Origin of the sequence: Brevundimonas sp., assembly GCF_029946145.1 — a bacterium.
Lineage (GTDB): Bacteria > Pseudomonadota > Alphaproteobacteria > Caulobacterales > Caulobacteraceae > Brevundimonas.
Map to the genome: position 1 here is coordinate 47,217 of NZ_JAQSDY010000022.1, position 18,944 is coordinate 66,160.

The window sequence follows — 18,944 nt, forward strand, 5'->3', positions numbered from 1 at the left end:
TCAGGCCACTTCCGCCGGTTCCTGGCGCATGAGCACGAAGCCGGGCACGAGCGCGGTCGCCACCATGAGCACGGCGAAGACGAGGTAGATGGTCGTGCTGCCGATCAGGGCCCCGGACACGATCGCTCCCGCATAGGCCAACAGGCCGACAAGCGTCATCCAGCGCTGCCCCGTCGCCGCCGCAGACACCATCCATGCCGAGCCATAGGCGGTCGCGACGATGCTGGGCATCGCCCACATCATGGTCCAGTCGCCCGACCGGAATCCGATCGCCATCAGGCTGAGCCACATGACGAAAATGCCGAAGCCGATAGCGGACCAGGCGGCGCCGACGGCCTTGTTGCCGTGCGAGCCAAACCCGGGTTTGCGGCTGGCGCGCCGGATCAGGATGAACAGGGCGAGGGCGAAGACGGCGCCGGCCGCGAGCCAGAGCCACAGCTGGGCCATCGGATCGACCGCCAGCGCGCCGGTCTGGATCGCCCACTGGATGACGTTGGCCGCGCCGAAGATGACGCCCGCCGCGATCATGATGGGGCCGTTCAGCAGCGGGGCCTGGGCCCCGTCCTCGGCGAGCCGGCGCATCCAGGCGATGTCGGCGGCGGGGTCTTCGGTCTTTTCGATCATCGGTCTTTCGTCCTTACAGGCGACGGCCAAGGGCCAGCCAGAGCCCGGGAATCAGGGCCACGAGGGCAAGCGCGCAAACATGGATCAGATAGGGGTCCGGCGTCCCGAAGCGCAGGGCGATCCCCGCGACGCCGGCGAAGGCGATGGCGGCGAGCACGGCCATATTGGCGGTTCCGGTACGGATCGCGGCGATGGCCCAGGCGAGGCCGTACAGCGTCAGGCCGACGGCCGAGGTCCAGCGCATCAGCTCCCAGTCGCCCGCGGCGGCCGACAGGCCGGCCAGGGCCAGGGCCGCGCCGATGTGGATCAGGATGGCGAGGCGCGACCAGCCGGCGACGCGGCGGCCCGCCTCGCCGCCCGCGCGGCGCAGGCGGAACACGCCCGCCAGGAAGACGCCGACGGCGACCGGCCAGCTGAGGCCGAGCACGGCCGGATGCCAGCCGAGGGCACCGGTCATGACGCCCCACTGGATCAGGTTGGCGGCGCCGAAGGCGGCGCCGGCCAGAACGAGGACGCGGCCCGCGCAGACCGGAACGGTGGCCGCGGTGCGATCGGCGGCGAGATCGAAGGCGACGGCGGACATGCGTGAAATCTCCCTGTTCGCCCGATTCTCCCACGGTTACTTTGAAATGTAAAGTGCTTCATTGTGGGCGGGCGATGTCATTGTGGGAGGCGTGGGCGGAGCGTCCGGGCCTTCGCCCGGATGAGAAGATTTGAATACCGTTTCGGCGAAAGACGAACGCTCCGCGCGGTCGGTTTTCGACGGGCACGGACGAAAACCCCCTCTTTGCAGGGTGGTCCGTTAAGCTCGCCACGGGCGGGGACGGCGACGACCGTCTCCCGGACCAGCGCGGGTTCTGACTACCCCGCGCCCTGAGCCGCCGGCTTTCCACCGGTTCGGCTTCCGCTGCCGGGAAAAGGGTCCCGGTGCGGCCCGCTCCTTCCGCTCCCGCCGCCGCTTCGGTTCGCCGGCCGAGCGAGCCTCCCTGCGACGGGACGGGGAGCAGTGTCGCACGGGCCGTTCCTGCGGCTACGAAATGACGCTGGTCTTTCGGGGAAGCGCAGCGAGATCAAGACGTTGGCGTATGCAACTTGTATGGCTGGCGACGGATTGCTCGCACAAATCCTGATCCTTCTCCCGTTGGGAGAAGGTGGCGCGCAGCGCCGGGCGAGGGTCGACTGGCGGACGCGGCGAAGCCGCCCCGGGGCAGACGACCCTCACCCTTTCGCGCAAGGACGACGGCTAACGCCGCCGTGCGCTCAAGCCCTCTCCCAACGGGAGAGGGGCGCTGTCCCTCAAACCGTCCGGATCACCCCGTCGCGCGCCTCGACCGGCCATGGCGTCAGGCGGGCGCCCGCGCAGGGTCCGCCCACGCAGGCGCCGGACAGGGGCTCGAACACGGCGCCGTGCCAGCCGCACAGGATCAGGGATCCGTCCGGGATCAGGTAGCGGTCCAGTTCGATCGCCAGGGGAAAGCCCTGATGCGGGCACCGGTCGACATAGCCGGCCACCTGTCCGGCCCTGCGGACGACGAAACCGTGGAAGAAGGCCTCGCCGATCTGCAGAACGAAGCCGCGCGACCCCGGGTCGGCGATGTCCGTCTCGGCGCACAGGGTCACGTTCGGCGGCGTGGTCCAGACGCGGGGACGCCCGGCGTCGGCGGGGACTTCACTCAATGCCGCTCGACCTTGAGCGGACGCGACAGCAAACTGTCGATCACGGCCCCGACCGTCGTCTCGCCGTTCAGCAGGGCGGCGACGGCGACGGAGATGGGCATGTCGACGCCCATCTTCGTCGCCAGTTCCCGCACGGCCGGCGCGCTTTCGTAGCCTTCGGCCACCGAGCGTTTCCCGGCCAGAGCCTGTTCAACGGTCTGGCCCTGACCCAGGGCGAGGCCGAGGCTCATGTTGCGGGACTGGGGGCTGGAACAGGTCAGGACCAGATCGCCGAGGCCGCACAGGCCGGCGACGGTCTCGGCCCGCCCCCCCAGGGCGACCCCCATCCGCGTCATTTCGGCGAAGCCGCGCGTGATCAGGGCGGCGTGGGCGCTGCGGCCCAGGCCGCGGCCCTCGGACATGCCGCAGGCGATGGCCAGGACATTCTTGATCGCGCCGCCGACCTCGGCCCCGACCAGATCGGACGCCAGGTAGGGACGGAATCCGGGGGCCGACAGCGTCCACATCAACTCCTCGCCCAAGGCCTCGTCAGCGCAGGCCAGGGTGACGGCGCTGGGCAGGCCTCGCGCGACTTCCGCCGCGAAACTGGGGCCGGACAGGACGGCGGCCGGCGCGGCGGGCAGGGTCTCGGCCAGCACCTCGGTCATCAGCTTCAAGGAGCCGCGTTCGATGCCCTTGGAGCACAGGATCACCGGGACGCCCGCGCGGTGATGGGCGGCGAAGGCCGTCAGGGTGGAGCGCATATGCTGGGCCGGCGGTACGGCCAGAATGACGTCGCAGGCGCCGAGGTCCGCCAGGTCGGCCGTGACGGAGACGTGCTCGTCCAGGGTGATGCCGGGCAGGAAGGCCTCGTTCACCCGCCTTGCGCGGATGCTTTCGACCACCTCGGGCTCGCGCGCCTGAAGCAGGACCTCGAGTCCGGCCCAGCCCGCGACCTGGGCCAGGGCGGTGCCCCAGGCGCCGGCGCCGATCACTCCCGCGGTCTTGAACTGCATATGTCTTCCCTAGGCCTTGGCGCCCTTGCGGCCCGGCGGATGGACCGGGTCGGCGAGCGCGCTCTGTTCGTCCAGCGGCCAGCGCGGCCGGGCGGCGGTATCGATGTCGGAGGTCAGCCCCTTCTGCAAGCGTTCGGCGCCGGCGAGGGCGATCATCGCGGCGTTGTCGGTGCACCAGGCAATGGGCGGGGCGAGGAAGGCGAAACCGTTGGCGGCGGCCGTCGCTTCCAGTGTGGCGCGGACGGTGCGGTTGGCGGCGACGCCGCCGGCGACGACGAACAGTCTTTTTCGCCCTACCGCCTCGCCCGCGGGGCCCGGTTGCGTGAGGGCGCCGTCGTGGCGTTCGGCCCAGGCCTTGAGCGCGCGGTCGGAGCGTTCGCTGAGCTGGCGGGCTATGGCGCTCTGGACCGCATCGGCGAGGTCCGCGCGGTCCTGATCCGTCTCGCAGGCCTGGGCCAGGCGCGAGGCGGCGGTCTTGAGGCCCGAGAAGGAGAAGTCGCAATCCTTGCGGCCCAGCAAGGCGCGCGGCAGATCGAAGCGGGCGCCGTCGCCGGTCGCGGCCAGCTTTTCAAGCGCGGGCCCGCCCGGATAGCCGAGGCCCAGGGCCTTGGCGATCTTGTCGAAGGCCTCGCCGGCGGCGTCGTCGATGGTGGTGCCCAGCCGGGTCATGTCGCCGACGCCGCGCACCTCCAGAAGCTGGCAGTGGCCGCCCGAGACCAGCAGCAGCAGAAAGGGGTAGTCGACCCTGGCGCCCAGCCGGGCCGAGACGGCGTGACCCTCCAGATGGTTGACGGCGATCAGCGGCAGGTCGCGGGCGAGGGCGACGGCCTTGCCGAAGCTCAGGCCCACCATGACGCCGCCGACCAGCCCGGGTCCGGCCGTCGCCGCCACGCCGTCCAGCGCGCCATAGTCGAGGCCGGCCTCCTGCATCGCCCGGCGGACGACGCCGTCGATCATCTCCACGTGACTGCGGGCGGCGATCTCGGGGACCACTCCGCCATAGGCCGCGTGATCGTCGATCTGGCTGTGCACGACGGACGACAGCACGGTCGCTTCGCCATCGGGCGACAGGCGCACGACCGAGGCGGCGGTCTCGTCGCAGCTGGTCTCGATGCCGAGGACCGTCAGGGCGCCGCCCACGGCGAAGGACGGGGCGTCGGTTGCCCGGCTCCCTTCGCTGCTATAGTCGGCGGGCCTGTCCATCGGGTCGAGGTAGCGACCCCGTTCATCCGGCGCAACGACTCTCATGGCTCACCTCGTCCGCATCGGCACGCGCCGCTCCAAATTGGCGATGACCCAGTCGGGCATGATGCAACGCGCCATCGGCCACGCCCTGGGGGTCGCGGAGGCCGATCTGGCCGAGGCCGTGCCGCTGGTCGAGATCGTCACCACGGGCGACCGGGTGCAGGATCGCCGCCTGATGGAGATCGGCGGCAAGGCGCTGTTCACCAAGGAAATCGAGGAGGCGCTGGCCGACGGCCGCGTCGATGTGGCGGTTCATTCGATGAAGGACGTGCCGGCCGAGCAGCCGCCGGGGCTGTGCATCGCCGCCGTGCCGCCGCGGGAAGACGCGCGGGACGCCTTCGTCAGCCAGACCTTCGCCACGTTCGCCGAGCTGCCGATGGGCGCGCGGCTGGGAACGGCCTCGCTGCGCCGTCAGGCCCAGGCGCTGGCGTTGCGGCCCGATCTGGCCGTCGAGATGCTGCGCGGAAACGTGGACACCCGATTGCGGCGCGCGGCCGACGGCGACTTCGACGCCATCCTCCTGGCGGTTTCGGGATTGAACCGGCTGGGGTTCGAGGGGGTGATCCGCGAGCGGTTGTCGCTGGACGACTTCCTGCCGGCTCCGGGGCAGGGCGCGCTGGCCCTGCAGATGCGCATCGACGACACGGACGCCGCCTGGGTCGCGGCGCTGAACGACCCGATGACGGCGCTGGCCGTGGCGGCGGAACGCGGCGCGATGACAGCGCTGGAGGGGTCGTGCCGCACGGCCGTCGGAGCCTATGCCCAGGTGATCGACGACCGGCTGCGCCTGACCACGGAAATGCTGGCTCCCGACGGTTCGGCGCGCTGGCGCCGGACGGCGGACATGGCCGACATCCAGGGAGCCGACGCTATGGGGCAGGCGCGGGCCATGGGGCTGGCGCTGGGGGCCGAGGTTCACGCGGCGGCGGGCGATCAGAGGACTCCGTCCTGACGCCGATCCGGCGGGTCTGGGTCACCCGCGCCGAGCCGGGCGCCACGCGCACCGCCGACCGGTTGATCGCGCTCGGCTTCGAGCCGGTTGTCGCGCCGTTGCTGGAGGTTCGGCCCTTCCCCGCCGTGGTCGCGCTGGACGGCGTCACCGCCCTGGCGTTCACTAGCCGGAACGGGGTCGACGCCTTCTCCGGCCTGAGTTCCGAGCGCGCGCTGCCGGTGTTCACCGTCGGAGACGCGACGGCCGCCGCCGCACGGGCCCAGGGGTTCGGAAGCGTCCGATCCGCGGACGGAGCCCTGGCCGATCTGGCGGACCTTCTGATCGCCGAGGCGCCGAGACAGGGGCTGGTGCTGGTTCCCGGCGCGCTGGAGCCGGCGGGGGACCTGTCAGCCTTGCTCGCGCGCCGCATCAGGGTGCGGCCGCTGCCGATCTATGAAGCCGTTGAAACCGGCGCCGCGCCGCCAGGGGAATTTGACGCCGTCCTGATCCATTCGGCCCGCGCCGCCCGCGCCCTGGGGGCGCTGGGGCCATTCTCGGGGGAGGTGGCCGTCGCCCTGTCCGCGGCCGTCGCGGGCGGTCTTGGCGACGGAGCCGGTCTGGAAATCCGAAGCGCGGCCGCTCCCGATGAGTCCGCCCTGCTCGAGGCGCTTGGCAAGCCCGCGCACCGCGTATAAAGAGCGCCTCTCGCGCGGACCGAGGTCCACCGCGTCAAGGCCGCTTTAGCTCAGCTGGTAGAGCATCGCATTCGTAATGCGGGGGTCAGGTGTTCGAGTCACCTAAGCGGCACCATTTTTCCAAGCCCCGAAAAACAAAGATGATCTGGACGGCTTATCCGGAACGTCATAGCTAGACCGTAATATTTGGAGCGGTCATGTCCCAGCGGCTCAGCGCGCGGCAGGAAGAATGTCTGAGGTTGACCGCCTTCCTGACCGACAAGGAGATCGCGGGCCGGCTCGGCCTGTCGGAGGCTACGGTCAAGAAACACGTTCACGAGGCGTGCCGCCGTCTGGACGTCAATCGGCGCAAGGCCGCGCTGGCGATTCTGGAACGAAACGTACCAGACCCTACGAAAGACCCCATGGCGAAGACGGCCGGGGTCGGTGTCAGTAACTCCCCACTCACGGAGTCTGACGATGGCATCTCAAACCAAGACGCTTCCGCACTGGACGTGGGAAGATCTGGAAGCGGCGCTCAACGGGTTCAGCCCCCTGGGAGCGAACGATCCCGTGAGAGCGCATCTGATGCGCGGACTGGCGGACGACGCGGAACGGGCGAATCCCCGCGAACTGCTGCAGCAGGTGCTGAGCGCCGGCTGGGTGATGGCCCAGGTGGGAGCCCAGAGGGACGGCTCGGGTACCGACCTCCCCCGCGCGGTTGGGGCCTCCGTCTCCTGATCCTGCTGCTGACCCTGGTTCTGGCCGCGGTCATGATCAAGGCCGTCGCCGATCTGGTGGTCGCCTATACCGGACAGGCCCGGGCGATCGACCGCGCCATCCGTCCTGACCCTCAGCCCGGGGCCGCCGGTTGAGGCGACAGCCCCGGAGGCGCAGACCATGACTCCAGTCCAGCTCGGCGCCCTGTACTTCACGATGGCCACGATTCTGGTCGCCTGGATCAGGGGCGGACATCCTGAACGCCTCGGCGCCTGTGCGACCCTGATCTGGATGACGACATTGATCGCGACGCCGGCCTGGCTGCACAATGTCATGGTCGGCGACCTTCCCCTCTTCGATGTCGCGCTCGAACTGGCCCTGCTGGGCATCTTCATCCGGATGGCGCTGAAGGGCGGTCGATGGTGGCCTTTCGCCGCCTCCGCGGTGGTGACGTTGAGCGTGCTCGTCTACCTGGCCATGGCCCTTGTTCCGGAGTTCGACCGGCGCGCGGAAATTTCGGCCCACCTGGGTCTGGTCGTGGCTCTGGACCTCGCCCTGTTGGCGGGCGTCGGCGAGCGTTGGCTGGCCGGTGAGCGGCCCGTCAGCGAGAGCGCCAACTGGGGTGGTCGAACAGCAAGGCCATGACGTCGGGCCGGGACCAGTATAGATTTTCCGGGCCCGCGGCCTCCAGCCAGACGCACGGTAGAGAGTGGAGGCCCGATATCTCGCCGTTTCAGATCTTCTATTACAGCTTCAGCGTACTGGTTTTCGCCCTCGCATGGCTCAAGGGGGGACATGCCGAGCGTTTTGGAGTGACGGTCCTGATCATCGCCTGGGTGGTGTCGTTCGCGCCGCCCGTGATGATCGGTCGGCTCCACGCGGATCACGCGGTCGAGGACGCCCTGCTGATGCTTGTCTTCGGCCGGCTGGCGCTGAAAAGCGACCGCTGGTGGCCTTTGGCGATGACAGCCACGATGGTGCTGACCGTACTGGTGCACGTCTCCATGGTGATGGTCCCTGATCTGGATCACCGCGCCGATATCGCCGCGCGGCTGGGACTTGGGGTCCTGACAACCCTGTCGCTCCTGCTCGGCGTGCTGGAGCGCTGGCTGGCGGGTGAAAGGCCCGTGAGCGAGAGCGCTCGCTGGCGCCGTGTCGAGCGTGCGCCTTGAACATATAAACATATCCTTATATGTCTGCCGGCCTTCCCATGCCGCCGGAGCTCAACCTTGTCCCGTTCGTCGTTCCTGTTCACATCTGAAAGCGTCTCCGAAGGCCATCCCGACAAGGTCGCGGACCGCATCTCCGACACCGTGGTGGATCTGTTCCTGGGCAAGGATCCCTATGCGCGGGTGGCCTGTGAAACCCTGACGACGACCAACCTGGTCGTGCTGGCGGGCGAAATCCGCGGCCAGGGCATCATGGACACGGACGGAAACTGGGCCCCGGGCGTCCAGGACGAGATCGAGGCCGCCGTTCGCGCCGCCGTGCGCGACATCGGCTATGAGCAGTCCGGCTTCCACTGGGACAGGTTCGAATTCATCAACCGCCTGCACGGCCAGTCGGCCGACATCGCCGTGGGCGTCGACGCCGCCGGCAACAAGGACGAGGGCGCGGGCGACCAGGGCATCATGTTCGGCTACGCCTCGAACGAAACGCCCGAGCTGATGCCGGCGACCCTGCAGTACAGCCACAACATCCTGAAGCGCCTCGCCGAGGTCCGTCATGGCGGCGACAAGCGGCTGGAGCCCGACGCCAAGAGCCAGGTGACGATCCAGTACGAGGACGGCAAGCCCGTCCGCGCCACCTCGATCGTTCTGTCGACCCAGCACGCCGCCGGCCTGTCGTCCGCCGACGTCGCGGAGATCGTCAAGCCGCACATTCTCGCCGTGCTGCCGGAAGGCTTCACCGACGAGAACACCGTCTGGCACATCAACCCGACCGGCATCTTCGAGATCGGCGGCCCGGACGGCGACGCCGGGGTGACCGGTCGCAAGATCATCGTCGACACCTACGGCGGCGCGGCCCCGCACGGCGGCGGAGCCTTCTCGGGCAAGGACCCGACCAAGGTCGACCGCTCGGCCGCCTACGCCTGCCGCTACCTGGCCAAGAACGTGGTCGCCGCCGGTCTGGCAGACCGCTGCACCATCCAGATCTCGTACGCCATCGGCGTGGCCAAGCCCCAGTCGATCCACGTGGACCTGCACGGCACGGGCAAGGGCGCCATCACCGAGGCGGTGCTGGAGGCGAACATCCTGGGTCTGATCGGCGGCGCCACGCCGCGCGCCATTCGCGAGCACCTGGGCCTGAACAAGCCGATCTACGCCCGCACCGCCGCCTACGGCCACTTCGGCCGCGCGCCGGACGCCGACGGCGGGTTCAGCTGGGAGAAGACCGATCTGGTCGACCAGCTGAAGGCGCTGGCCTGAACGGCCGGGCGCGTCTAACAGGCGCGCCCATGGCCTCCTCCGACGAACCCAGACACCCGCCGCTCCGCTCATTCGGACGCATAAAGTCGCGCGCCATCAAGCCGCGCCAGGCGGCGCTGTTCGACACCTTGCTGCCGTCCATCGCCGTACCGGACCCCAGGGCGGGGCCGATCGATCCGTCGAGCTTGATGGCGGAGGCGGTTGGCGTCTGGCTGGAAATCGGCTTCGGCGGCGGCGAGCATCTGGCCGAACAGGCGAGCCGCCATCCGGACGTGCTGATGATCGGCTGCGAGCCGTTTCTCAACGGCGTCGGCTCGGCCCTGCGCCACATCGACGAGCGCGGGCTGAAGAACGTCCGCCTGCACGCGGATGACGCGCGCGACGTGATGACGGCCTTGCCGGACGCCAGTCTGGACCGGGTCATGATCCTGTTCCCCGATCCCTGGCACAAGGCGCGGCACAACAAGCGGCGGCTGATCCAGGACGAGACGGCGGCCGGGATCGCACGACTGCTGAAGCCGGGCGGCCGGCTGCGTTTCGTGACGGACTGGACCGACTATGCGGAATGGGCGGTGGAACGGTTCGAGCGCACGCCGGGTCTGGTCCGGCAGCTCGACCCGGGCGTTGACTGGTTCACGGCGCCTGACGATCACGTCGTCACCCGCTATGAAGAAAAGAAGCTTGGCGATACACCGCCGATCTTTATGGATTTCGTTCGCGCGGCCTGACGCAACGCTGGTCGAACCAGGGGATCGCCTCATGATTCTCGCCCTCCACGACATCGCCGCGCCCATGTTCCTGCGCGGCCTGAACGCCCTGTCGGGTCTGGTCGACAGGGCCATCGCGTCCGACCTGGATGAAGCCACGCTCATGGATGCGCGTCTGGCGCCCGACATGAAGCCGTTTCCCGACCAGGTCCGCATGGCCTCGTTCTCGGCCCGCAGCTGCGTGGCGCGGCTGACTGGCCAGGAATGGCCCCGGACGGACGACGCCGAGGCGACCCTGGTCGAGCTGAAGGAGACGATCGCCCTGTCCATCGCCTTCATCGAGGCGACCGATCTGCGGGCCTTCGAAGGCGGCGAGACGCGCCGCGTGGAGTTGCGCTTCCCCGGCGTCGAGCTGGATTTCGAAGGCGCGGGCTATCTGACCAGCTTCGCCCTGCCGAACTTCTATTTCCACATCAGCATGGCCTATGCGGTCCTGCGCAATGCGGGGATCGAGTTGGGCAAGCGCGACTATCTCAGCCAGCTGGAGCTGGTCTGATGGCGGCGGCCTCTGACGACAGGGGCTGACAAAGGCGTTTGGGGGAGCTATACGCCCTCCCACATCGTTAGACCGGCGTCCTAACGGCGCCGTTTGAAGCGGCGGCCGTCGGGCCCGCCGCTTTTTGTTTGGACCAAAGCCTTTGAAGGCCAAGACCGCCGAAGACCGCGCTCTGCTGGAGCTGATCGAACCCGTGGCCGAGAGCCTGGGCCTCGATATCGTGCGCGTGCGGCTGATGGGCGGCACCCTGCGCCGCCGCCTGCAGATCATGGCCGAACGGCCGAGCGATCACGACATCGCCGTCGAGGAATGCGCCCGTCTGAGCCGCGCCGTGTCGGAGGTGTTCGACGCCGCCGACCCGATCAACGGCGAATATCTGCTGGAGGTGTCGTCGCCGGGCGTCGACCGCCCGCTGACCCGGCTGTCGGACTTCGATCTGTTCGAGGGCTATGAGGCGCGGCTGGAAAGCGATCGCATGATCGAGGGCCGCAAGCGCTTCAAGGGCGTGATCGCCGGCACCGACGGCGACAATGTCGCCATGGACCTGGAGGGGGAGGAGGACACCGCCCTGATCCCCTTCGAATGGCTGGTCGACGCCAAACTGGTGCTGACCGACGAACTGATGAAGGCGGGCGCCGAGAAGCGCGCCGCCCGTAACGACAACTCTATCGAGACCGAGGAATAACAGAATGGCTGTCGCCGGCGTTTCCGCGAACCGACTCGAACTGCTTCAGATTGCTGACGCGGTCGCGCGCGAAAAGAACATCGACAAGGAGATCGTCGTCGAGGCGATCGAGGAGGCGATCCAGAAGGGCGCCAAGTCGCGCTACGGCGCCCATCACGACATCCGCGCCAAGATCGACATCAAGTCGGGCGAAATGGCCCTGACCCGCCACGTCACCATCGTGCCGGACGACTGGCAGCCCGAGGACGAGCTGGAAGAGTTCAACGACTCGGCCATGGTCCGCCTGACCGACGCCTCCAAGCGTGATCCCGAGGCCTTCGTCGGCAAGGAATACATCGAAAACCTGCCGCCGTTCGAGTTCGGCCGCGTCCAGACCCAGATGGCCCGCCAGGTCGTGACCGGAAAGGTCCGCGAGGCCGAGCGCGCGAACCAGTACGAAGAGTTCAAGGACCGCGTCGGCGAGATCGTCAACGGCACCGTGAAGCGCGTCGAATACGGCAACACCGTCGTCGACCTGGGTCGGGGCGAGGGCATCATGCGCCGCAACGACTCGATCCCGCGCGAGGTGTTCAACATCGGCGACCGGATCCGCACCTACATCTACGACGTCCGCGCCGAGGCCAAGGGCCCGCAGGTCATGCTGTCGCGTTCGCACCCCGGCTTCATGGCCAAGCTGTTCGCCCAGGAAGTGCCGGAAGTCTACGACGGCGTGATCGAGATTCGCGCCGCCGCCCGCGACGCAGGCTCGCGCGCCAAGATGGCCGTGCTGTCCAATGACTCCTCCATCGATCCGGTCGGCGCCTGCGTCGGCATGCGCGGCTCGCGGGTTCAGGCGGTCGTCGCCGAACTGCAGGGCGAGAAGATCGACATCATCCAGTGGAACTCGGACGAGCCCACCTTCATCGTCAACGCCCTGGCCCCGGCCGAGGTGTCCAAGGTGGTCCTCGACGAGGAAGCCGACCGCGTCGAGGTCGTGGTGCCGGACGAGCAGCTGTCGCTGGCCATCGGCCGCCGCGGCCAGAACGTCCGCCTCGCCAGCCAGCTGACCGGCTGGCAGATCGACATCATCACCGAAAGCCAGGACTCCGAGCGCCGTCAGCGCGAGTTCAGCGAACGCACCGTCCTGTTCCAGGAAGCCCTGGACGTGGACGAGGTCATCGCCCAGCTGCTGGTCACCGAAGGCTTCGCCACGGTCGAGGATCTGGCCTTCGTCGAGCCGTACGAAATCTCGGACATCGAGGGCTTCGACGAGGACACGGCCGAGGAACTGCAGGCTCGCGCCCGCGACTTCCTGGACCGTCAGGCCGCTATCCTTGACGCGAAGCGCGTCGAGCTGGGCGTGCTGGACGAAGTCATGGCCGTTCCGGGCGTGACCGGCGCCATCGCCGTCGCACTGGGCGAAGGCGGGGTGAAGACCGTCGAGGACCTGGCCGACCTGGCCACCGACGAAATCCGCGGCGGATACGAAGTCAAGAACGGCGAACGGGTCAAGGTTCCGGGCGTGCTGGAAAGCTTCAACCTGGCCCAGGAAGAGGCTGAAATGCTGATCCTGCAGGCGCGCGTCGCCGCCGGCTGGATCGACGCCTCGGAACTGCCGCAGCCGCCCGAGCCTGAGTATGAGGAAGAGCTGCCCGAGGGCGAGTACGACGCCGAAGCCGTCTTCGCCGCCGCGCCGGAAGGTGACCAGGCTGAAGTCGTCGCCGACGAAGACGCCGACGCGGAGGTCCTCGCCGGGGACCCCGAACAAACCCCCGACGCGTGATGGGAGACCGGATCGTTCATGAGTCTGCGCGAAGCGACGATCGATAGAGAGCGACGCGACCTCGTCACCCACGAGGTCATGGACGAATCTCGCCTGATCCGCTTCGTCGCCGCTCCGGACGGTTCGGTGGCCCCCGACCTGGCGCGCAAGCTGCCGGGGCGCGGCCTGTGGGTCGCCGCGAACCGGGCCTCGATCGAGACGGCGGTGAAGAAGAACCTGTTCTCGCGGGCGGCCAAGGCGCCGATGAAGCCGGCCGCCGACCTGGCGGACACGGTCGAAAACCTGCTGCTCCGGCGCTGTCTGGACCAGCTGGGGCTTGCCCGCCGCGAAGGCGTGCTTATCTCCGGCTTCGAAAAATCCCTGGCCAATGTCCGGTCGGGCAAGGCCGCGTGGATCATCGAGGCGGCGGACGGTTCCGCCGACGGTCGCGGCAAGCTGCTTTCGCTGGCGAAACACATGACGCCGCGCCCGAAAGTCTGCGGCGTCTTCACGGCGGACGATTTGAGTTTGGCCCTTGGGCTGGAAAATGCGATACACGCCGTCCTGCTTGAGAGCGGGCGGGCCGATCGCTGGACCATTGAGGTCGAACGACTGGCGGGATTTCGACCGCTTCTGCCCCCGGAGTGGGGCGGAGAGCCGGCTGAGATGCCGAACAAGGTTTTGGACGGGCGGGGTTCTGCTCCCTGATTTGGGGGCAGGGCGACGCGCGGCTTTTTGTGTTTGAACGAGACGACGGCGGATCATCCGCTGTCACAAGTAAAGCGACCGGATGACTGACGAGAACGACAAGACCAACGACGGCGCACCACAGGCTCCGACCGGGACTCCGTCCACGACGGGCCCGCGCGCGCCGCTGAGCCTCAAGCCCCGGCAGGCGGGATCGGTTTCGACCGGCACCGTGCGCCAGAGCTTCAGCCACGGCCGCACCAAGACCGTGGTGGTCGAGACCAAGCGCCGCGCCGGCGCCGTGCCGGGCCATCAGCGCCCGCAAGGCTTCGACGTCGCCGCCCGTCCGCGCACCGATGCGCCCGCGCCCCAGACGCCGCGTCCGGCCGCGCCTGCCGGTCCCGCCGGCGGCCGCCTGTCGAACGAGGAACAGGAAGCCCGCCGCCGCGCCATCGAACTGGCGAGCCAGGCCCAGGCCCAGCGCGCCCAGGCCGCCGCCGCCGAACAGGCGCGCCGCGACCAGGCCGCGCATGAACAGGCCGCCGCCACGGCCCAGGCCGCCAACGCCGCCCAGGCCGAGGCCGCCGCCGCCCGCGCCGCCGCCGAGGCCGCTCGCGCCGAGGCCGCCAAGCTGACGGCCGCCGCGCCCGCGCCGACGCCGGCCAGGCGCGCTCCGGCCGCCGCCGCGCCGACGCCGGCGCCGGCTGCACCTGCCGCGCCGGCCCCGGCTCCGGTCGAGGCGGCCGCTCCGGCTCCCGCTCCCGCCGCTCCGGCCCGTCCGGCCCCGCCAGCGCGTCCGGCGGTCAATTTCGGCCAACGCGTGCCCAAGGCCCCGAACCCCTCCCGCGCGCCCGCCGGTCCCGCCTTCGGCGGCCGCTCGGCCCGTGAGGAAGCCATGGGTGGCGGTGAACGCGCCTATTCCGACCGTCCCGCCGCTCCGGCGCGCCCGACCGGCCGTCCGGCCGAACCGGTCCGCTATTCGGCCCTGACTCCGCGCCCCGCGCCGGGCGCCGCCCGTCCGGGTCCGCGCACCGGCCCCGGCGGCCGTCCGACCCCGAACGCGCCTCCGGCCCAGGCCGAGGTCGCACGGCCCAGCCGCGCGCCCGGCGGCGGCTTCGCCCGTCCGCTCAAGCCCGAGGATGATCGCGACAAGCGTTTCTCGGACGCCGGCAAGGCCGTCAGCCGCACCCGCGGCGAGCCCAAGCGCCGCGAAGGCCGCCTGACCATCCAGTCGGTCGCCGGCGACGGCGACACCGCCGAGCGGATGCGCTCGCTGGCCTCGGTCCGCCGCGCCCGCGAACGCGAGAAGGAAAAGCGCAAGGGCGGCTCCACCGATGCGCCGAACCGTCCGCGCGAAGTCGTCATCCCTGACGTCATCACCGTGCAGGAGCTGTCCAACCGGATGGCCGTGCGTGGCGTCGACATCATCAAATTCCTGATGAAACAGGGCCTGATGATGAAGATCAACGACGTCATCGACACCGACACCGCCGAACTGGTGGCCGACGAATTCGGCATGACCGTCCGCCGCGTGTCGGAATCCGACGTCGAGGCCGGCTTCCTGTCCGACGCGATCGACGACGAGGCGGTCACGCCCCGGGCGCCGGTCGTGGCCATCATGGGCCACGTCGACCATGGCAAGACCTCGCTGCTGGACGCCCTGCGCACCACCGACGTCGCTTCGGGCGAGGCCGGCGGCATCACCCAGCACATCGGCGCCTATCAGGTTCGCCTGCCCAGCGACGACCGCGTCACCTTCCTGGACACCCCGGGCCACGCCGCCTTCTCGGCGATGCGCGCGCGCGGCGCCAATGTGACGGACATCGTGGTCCTGGTCGTGGCCGCCGACGACGGCGTCATGCCCCAGACGATCGAGGCCATCCAGCACGCCAAGGCGGCCGGCGCCCCGATCATCGTGGCGGTGAACAAGATCGACAAGCCGGACGCCAACCCGCTGAAGGTCGTCAACGAACTGCTGCAGTACGAAGTCATCGCCGAGAGCCTGGGCGGCGACACCCAGATCATCGAGGTGTCGGCCAAGGAACGGACCAACCTGACAGGGCTGATCGACGCCATCCTGGTGCAGGCCGAGGTCATGGACCTGAAGGCAGATCCGGAACGCTCCTCGGAAGGCGTGGTCATCGAGGCCAAGCTGGACAAGGGCCGCGGCCCGGTCGCCACCGTCCTGGTCAAGCGCGGCACGCTGAAGCGCGGCGACATCGTCGTGGCCGGTTCGGCCTGGGGCAAGGTTCGCGCCCTGCTGAACGAGCGCAACGAGCAGCTGACCGAAGCCGGCCCGTCGGTGCCGGTCGAGATCCTGGGTCTCGACGAGGCTCCGAGCCCCGGCGATCCGTTCGCCGTGGTCGAGAACGAGGCCCGCGCCCGAGAGCTGACCGAATACCGTGACCGCATCAAGCGCGAGAAGGCCACCGGCGGCATCAACCAGGTCAGCCTGGTCGACATGATGTCCAAGCTGCAGTCCAAGAAGGTCTCGGAACTGCCGGTCATCATCAAGGCCGACGTGCAGGGTTCGGCCGAGGCCATCGTCGGCTCGCTGGACAAGATGGGCAACGAGGAGGTCCGCGCGCGCACCGTCATGTCGGGCGCCGGCGGCATCACCGAGAGCGACGTCCAGCTGGCCAAGTCGGCCGGCGCGCCGATCCTGGGCTTCAACGTCCGCGCCTCGAAACAGGCCCGCGACCTGGCCGAGCGCGAAGGCGTCGAGATCCGCTACTATGCGATCATCTACGACCTGCTGGACGACATGAAGGGCGTGCTGTCCGGCATGCTGGCGCCGCTGCAACGGGAAACCTTCCTGGGCAATGCGGCGGTGCTGCAGGTCTTCGACATCTCCAAGACCGGCAAGATCGCCGGTTGCCGGGTGTCCGAGGGCGTGGTCCGCAAGGGCGCCAAGGTCCGGATCATCCGCGACGATGTCGTGGTGCTGGAACTGGGCACGCTCACGACGCTCAAACGCTTCAAGGACGAGGTCAACGAGGTTCCGTCGGGCCAGGAGTGCGGCATGCATTTCCAGGGCTTCCAGGACATCAAGGCAGGCGACTACATCGAGTGCTTCACGGTCGAAGAGATCAAGCGCACGCTCGACTAGGGTTTTCGTAATGCGTCTCCCTCCCCTCCGGGGGAGGGATGTCGGCGCGCAGCGACGACAGGGTGGGAGGGGCTCGGCGACACAAGCGCCGGCGTTTGCTCTTGCTTAGCCGTCCCCACCCGGTCGCTTCGCGACCACCCTCCCCCGGAGGGGGAGGGAGAGGGCCGCGCCGCCTTTTCGCCTTACCTGTCGGAGATCAAACCGCATGCGCCGTTTCCTGATCGCCGTCCTGACCCTGTCCGCCCTCACCCAGGCTGTCTGGGCCGGTCCCGTCTCGGCGGAGACGCGTTATCTCGCCTACAACGCTTCCGATCGGGTCACCCAGGCCCTGACGCGCGGCATCACGCTGGAGGCCGAGCGGGGCCTTTTCGGCGCGATCAGCGTGCGGCGCATCATCTCCACCTCCAATCGCGGCCAGGCCGATATCCGGCGCGGCGGCCCCGACGCCGTGCGACGCGCCCTGCCGGCCGGCTCGACCGAGTCGTCTGTCTATTCGATCGCCCCCGAGGGCGGCGGTCGGGCCCTGGGCCGCGCCCTGTGCCCCGGGTCGGAAGAGGCCTGGATGGTGCTGGGCCGGGTGCGGCTGGCCCGCCCGCTGGCGGTGCACGCCGTCGGGCGCTGGCCGGATGGAACCTACCGCCATTGCGTCCAGCTGTCCTACGACTGGCGCGGCGAGTGGGCGGTCCCGGGTTCGAGCGGCGTCGCGGACGATCCCAACGCGCCTGTCGCGCGATAGGCGTTCACCTCATCGCATCGCCTCGCTAAGGTTGCGGCGATGCCCGCCGCCGCCGCGCCCCGACAGACCGGACTGAAGCGCCTTGCCGCCGCGCTGGCTTTCCTGTGTCTGGTGCTGTTCCTGCTGGCCATCGAGAACCGCCACGCGATCGAGGCATGGCGGGCCCTGCGCGATGAGGCCGCTCCGGCGGCGGGTCGGGTCGCTGATTGGGCGGCCAGGCTGCCTTCAGGAACCGCAGACGGCCTGTCAGGTCTGAAGACGGCGATCGCCGCCGACCCCAGGGTCGTGGCGGCCGACGCCGGGGACGTGGTCCTGACCGGCGAGTTCAGTCCGGCCGATGAAGCGACACGTCTCGCCACCGGCGCCGTCGCCTTCGTGGGCGCCGACCTGCGTTTCGACACGGGCCACGCCCTGCACACCCGGCCTCTTCGTATCGCCGCCGGACGGGAGTCCTTCGTCGCGGGTCAGACCTTCGCCGATCGCTGGAACGCTCCGGCCGATGCCCAGATCGAACTGCGCCGCATCGTGCCCGCGGCGCGCAATCGGCCCGTTGCGGCGTCCGCGTCCTGCGACGGCGAAATCCCCGGCGTCGCCGCCCTGCTGCACCGTCGTGACCGGGTAGACATGATGGTGTTTCGCGCCCGGACGATTGTGGGCCCCGATGCGCCGCCGTCCGCTCTGTGCGGCAGCTGGAGCTATCGTCAGAGATGAGGCGCCGTCGACAATCCTGGGGCCTGAAGAGGTTTCTGGCCGTCGCCATACTGGCGACCATCGCGGCTGTCTGGACATGGACGGCCCCCGGCGACCCCGGGCTCTGGCCCGCCCGCGCCGGCGAGCCCGGGGTTGAGGTCCACCTGCTGGACAACGGCTTTCATACCGATCTGGCGGTTCCTCGCCGCGCCCTTGAGGCGCGGCCCGGGCCCCTGGCGGATGCGGTGCGCGGTCTGGCTCCGGGCGAGTGGATCCTGATCGGCTGGGGCGATGCGAAATTCTACGTCGATCAGAGCCCGATGGAGAGTCGGCTGCCGGACGGCCTGCGCGCGTTCTTCCGGCCCGGCAACGCCTCGGTGATCATGCTGGACCCGGCCCAGCGCGACCCCCGCGCGGCCTTCGCCCCTGGAACCCGCCGCACCCTGCGTCTCTCGCGACCCGGCTTCGACGCCATGGCGGATCATATCCAGGACTCCCTGGACCTGGCCGGCGGCGGCCCCCGGATTTCAGCGGCGCGCGCCGGCGACGATGCGCGCTTCTTCGCCAGCCGCGAGCATTTCTCGATCGCGCGCCTCTGCAATCACTGGAGCGCGGGCGTTCTCAACGCCGCGGGCCTTCCTGTTCGCCCGATCCGTTCGATAACCTCGGCCGAGGTTATGGCCACCATCGACCGCGCCCAATTGGACACCGGGCCTTCGCGGGACTAGACCCCGCCCC

At 69.4% G+C, this 18,944-nt stretch carries 20 protein-coding genes, 1 tRNA gene and 1 pseudogene; 17 read left to right on the plus strand and 5 right to left on the minus strand.

The genetic code is table 11. From position 1 onward, the window contains the following. The 5 genes from PSV23_RS09655 to tsaD all read right to left on the minus strand — a co-directional run bounded on the left by PSV23_RS09655 (position 1) and on the right by tsaD (position 4,544). Complete coding sequence (locus PSV23_RS09655) at positions 1–624, minus strand: hypothetical protein (protein ID WP_300468309.1); 624 nt, start codon at positions 622–624, stop codon at positions 1–3. Positions 625–637: 13 nt separating this feature from the next. Beyond that, positions 638–1,207 carry a hypothetical protein gene (locus PSV23_RS09660; RefSeq protein WP_300468311.1) on the minus strand — a complete coding sequence of 190 codons (570 nt, stop codon included), beginning with the start codon at positions 1,205–1,207 and terminating at the stop codon, positions 638–640. Positions 1,208–1,920: 713 nt separating this feature from the next. Further along, a complete protein-coding gene (locus tag PSV23_RS09665; RefSeq protein WP_300468313.1) occupies positions 1,921–2,301 on the minus strand; it encodes a Rieske (2Fe-2S) protein in 381 nt (126 codons plus the stop codon). Further along, entirely contained in the window at positions 2,298–3,296 is a 999-nt protein-coding gene (locus PSV23_RS09670; RefSeq protein ID WP_300468315.1) for an NAD(P)H-dependent glycerol-3-phosphate dehydrogenase, read from the minus strand. The genes PSV23_RS09665 and PSV23_RS09670 overlap by 4 nt, the downstream gene beginning before the upstream one ends. A gap of 9 nt (positions 3,297–3,305) precedes the next feature. Then, positions 3,306–4,544: a tRNA (adenosine(37)-N6)-threonylcarbamoyltransferase complex transferase subunit TsaD gene (gene tsaD / locus PSV23_RS09675; protein ID WP_300468317.1), complete on the minus strand. Its 1,239-nt coding sequence runs from the start codon at positions 4,542–4,544 to the stop codon at positions 3,306–3,308. Here tsaD and hemC point away from each other — a divergent pair. The 17 genes and pseudogenes from hemC to PSV23_RS09755 all read left to right on the plus strand — a co-directional run bounded on the left by hemC (position 4,543) and on the right by PSV23_RS09755 (position 18,934). Further along, positions 4,543–5,493 carry a hydroxymethylbilane synthase gene (gene hemC, locus PSV23_RS09680; RefSeq protein ID WP_300468319.1) on the plus strand — a complete coding sequence of 317 codons (951 nt, stop codon included), beginning with the start codon at positions 4,543–4,545 and terminating at the stop codon, positions 5,491–5,493. The genes tsaD and hemC overlap by 2 nt on opposite strands. A 62-nt stretch (positions 5,494–5,555) precedes the next feature. Further along, positions 5,556–6,167 (plus strand): uroporphyrinogen-III synthase, encoded by a 612-nt coding sequence (locus tag PSV23_RS09685; RefSeq protein WP_366524236.1) that lies wholly within the window; start codon positions 5,556–5,558, stop codon positions 6,165–6,167. A gap of 39 nt (positions 6,168–6,206) precedes the next feature. Further along, positions 6,207–6,282: transfer RNA gene (locus PSV23_RS09690), tRNA-Thr, on the plus strand. 82 nt (positions 6,283–6,364) lie between these two features. Continuing rightward, positions 6,365–6,514 (plus strand): annotated as a pseudogene (locus tag PSV23_RS17385) (helix-turn-helix transcriptional regulator); the annotation flags it as partial. Between the two features lie 112 nt (positions 6,515–6,626). Then, a complete protein-coding gene (locus tag PSV23_RS09695) occupies positions 6,627–6,887 on the plus strand; it encodes a hypothetical protein (RefSeq protein WP_300468321.1) in 261 nt (86 codons plus the stop codon). A gap of 159 nt (positions 6,888–7,046) precedes the next feature. Next, positions 7,047–7,511, plus strand: a complete 465-nt coding sequence (locus PSV23_RS09700) for a hypothetical protein (protein ID WP_300468323.1) — start codon at positions 7,047–7,049, stop codon at positions 7,509–7,511. After that, positions 7,508–8,038, plus strand: coding sequence for a hypothetical protein (locus PSV23_RS09705; protein WP_300468325.1), 531 nt, complete (start codon positions 7,508–7,510; stop codon positions 8,036–8,038). Before PSV23_RS09700 ends, PSV23_RS09705 begins: the two co-directional genes overlap by 4 nt. Positions 8,039–8,095: 57 nt before the next feature. After that, positions 8,096–9,295: a methionine adenosyltransferase gene (metK, locus tag PSV23_RS09710; RefSeq protein WP_300468327.1), complete on the plus strand. Its 1,200-nt coding sequence runs from the start codon at positions 8,096–8,098 to the stop codon at positions 9,293–9,295. Positions 9,296–9,324: 29 nt separating this feature from the next. Further along, positions 9,325–10,023: a tRNA (guanosine(46)-N7)-methyltransferase TrmB gene (gene trmB / locus PSV23_RS09715; RefSeq protein WP_300468329.1), complete on the plus strand. Its 699-nt coding sequence runs from the start codon at positions 9,325–9,327 to the stop codon at positions 10,021–10,023. 31 nt (positions 10,024–10,054) lie between these two features. Continuing rightward, a complete protein-coding gene (locus PSV23_RS09720; protein ID WP_300468331.1) occupies positions 10,055–10,558 on the plus strand; it encodes a DUF1993 domain-containing protein in 504 nt (167 codons plus the stop codon). A 142-nt stretch (positions 10,559–10,700) separates the two neighbouring features. After that, on the plus strand, positions 10,701–11,243 hold the full coding sequence (rimP, locus tag PSV23_RS09725) for a ribosome maturation factor RimP (protein ID WP_300468333.1): 543 nt from the start codon (positions 10,701–10,703) through the stop codon (positions 11,241–11,243). 4 nt (positions 11,244–11,247) lie between these two features. Beyond that, positions 11,248–13,005 carry a transcription termination factor NusA gene (gene nusA, locus PSV23_RS09730; protein ID WP_300468335.1) on the plus strand — a complete coding sequence of 586 codons (1,758 nt, stop codon included), beginning with the start codon at positions 11,248–11,250 and terminating at the stop codon, positions 13,003–13,005. Between the two features lie 18 nt (positions 13,006–13,023). Then, a complete protein-coding gene (locus tag PSV23_RS09735; protein ID WP_300468337.1) occupies positions 13,024–13,692 on the plus strand; it encodes an RNA-binding protein in 669 nt (222 codons plus the stop codon). A gap of 82 nt (positions 13,693–13,774) precedes the next feature. Beyond that, complete coding sequence (gene infB / locus PSV23_RS09740) at positions 13,775–16,780, plus strand: translation initiation factor IF-2 (protein WP_300468339.1); 3,006 nt, start codon at positions 13,775–13,777, stop codon at positions 16,778–16,780. A gap of 205 nt (positions 16,781–16,985) precedes the next feature. Then, positions 16,986–17,516 carry a hypothetical protein gene (locus PSV23_RS09745; protein ID WP_300468341.1) on the plus strand — a complete coding sequence of 177 codons (531 nt, stop codon included), beginning with the start codon at positions 16,986–16,988 and terminating at the stop codon, positions 17,514–17,516. Positions 17,517–17,555: 39 nt separating this feature from the next. Then, positions 17,556–18,227, plus strand: coding sequence for a hypothetical protein (locus tag PSV23_RS09750; protein WP_300468343.1), 672 nt, complete (start codon positions 17,556–17,558; stop codon positions 18,225–18,227). Beyond that, positions 18,224–18,934, plus strand: coding sequence for a DUF2459 domain-containing protein (locus PSV23_RS09755; protein WP_300468345.1), 711 nt, complete (start codon positions 18,224–18,226; stop codon positions 18,932–18,934). Before PSV23_RS09750 ends, PSV23_RS09755 begins: the two co-directional genes overlap by 4 nt. Positions 18,935–18,944 lie beyond the last annotated feature (10 nt).